This window comes from Flavobacterium sp. UBA4854 (assembly GCF_002399805.1).
GTDB lineage: Bacteria > Bacteroidota > Bacteroidia > Flavobacteriales > Flavobacteriaceae > Flavobacterium > Flavobacterium ginsengisoli.
Window position 1 is genome coordinate 31,240 of sequence record NZ_DHEI01000070.1, and the last position, 848, is coordinate 32,087.

The following is an 848-nucleotide window of genomic DNA, read 5'->3' on the forward strand; positions in this document are numbered from 1 at the left end:
ATTTGAAACATCAGTTAAATCTCTAGGAACATTTACACTAATTAGCATATTCTCTACTTCGTCGTACATATGATCTTTGCAAGGCCACCAAACACTTGCGCCTAATCCCTGACAAGATGAAGCTATAAAATCTTTTCCATTTTTATCTTTCTGCCAAGTAATTCCTCCATCCCAAGGCGGACGAACTGCTTCTTTTGGAACACCACCAAACGACACAATAATTTCTTTTGTATCGCCCACTTTTTGTTTTTCATTCAAAGTAATAAAGAAAGCATTTCCGTCTCTTTCAAACTTTAATTCCTTTCCGTTCTGTGTAACTTTTGTGATATTCATTGGTTGCTGAAGATCAATCTGCATGCGATTGTAATCCGTTAAAACCGTATAACGCACAGTATTGGTTCCTGAAATGGTTCTGTCTGAAGGATTCACCTTAATATCAAGGTGATAATATTTCAAATCCCACCAAGCTCTTTCTTTGGTAATGCTTCCGCGTAAAGTATCCTGATGTGTAAAACCTGTTTCTGATTTACTTAAAAGGCCTTGAGCATTGGCAGTAAAGCCAATTAGAAAAGCAACTACAACACTTTTAAAGTATCTTTTCATATCTATAAATTAAGTTTTGAATTAGTTATAACATTAGTATATATTTTCAATTTATGTTACAAAATTTATAATCATATATCATATTGTTTTTTATTTTAGCTAAAATTTTCCTGTTTTTATGAAATTTAGCTCATTTGTATACCTTTTGATATTTCTATATTCAATAAATAATTATTCGCAGACATTTCCTGTTTATAAAACATCTGATAAAATAACAATTGATGGAGATTTAAAAGAGTGGAAAA

1 pseudogene is annotated in these 848 nt (G+C 31.4%); it reads right to left on the reverse strand.

Annotated features, from left to right (window positions below):
- Positions 1–603, reverse strand: a pseudogene (locus B3J44_RS10165) (M1 family peptidase); the annotation flags it as partial.
- Positions 604–848 lie beyond the last annotated feature (245 nt).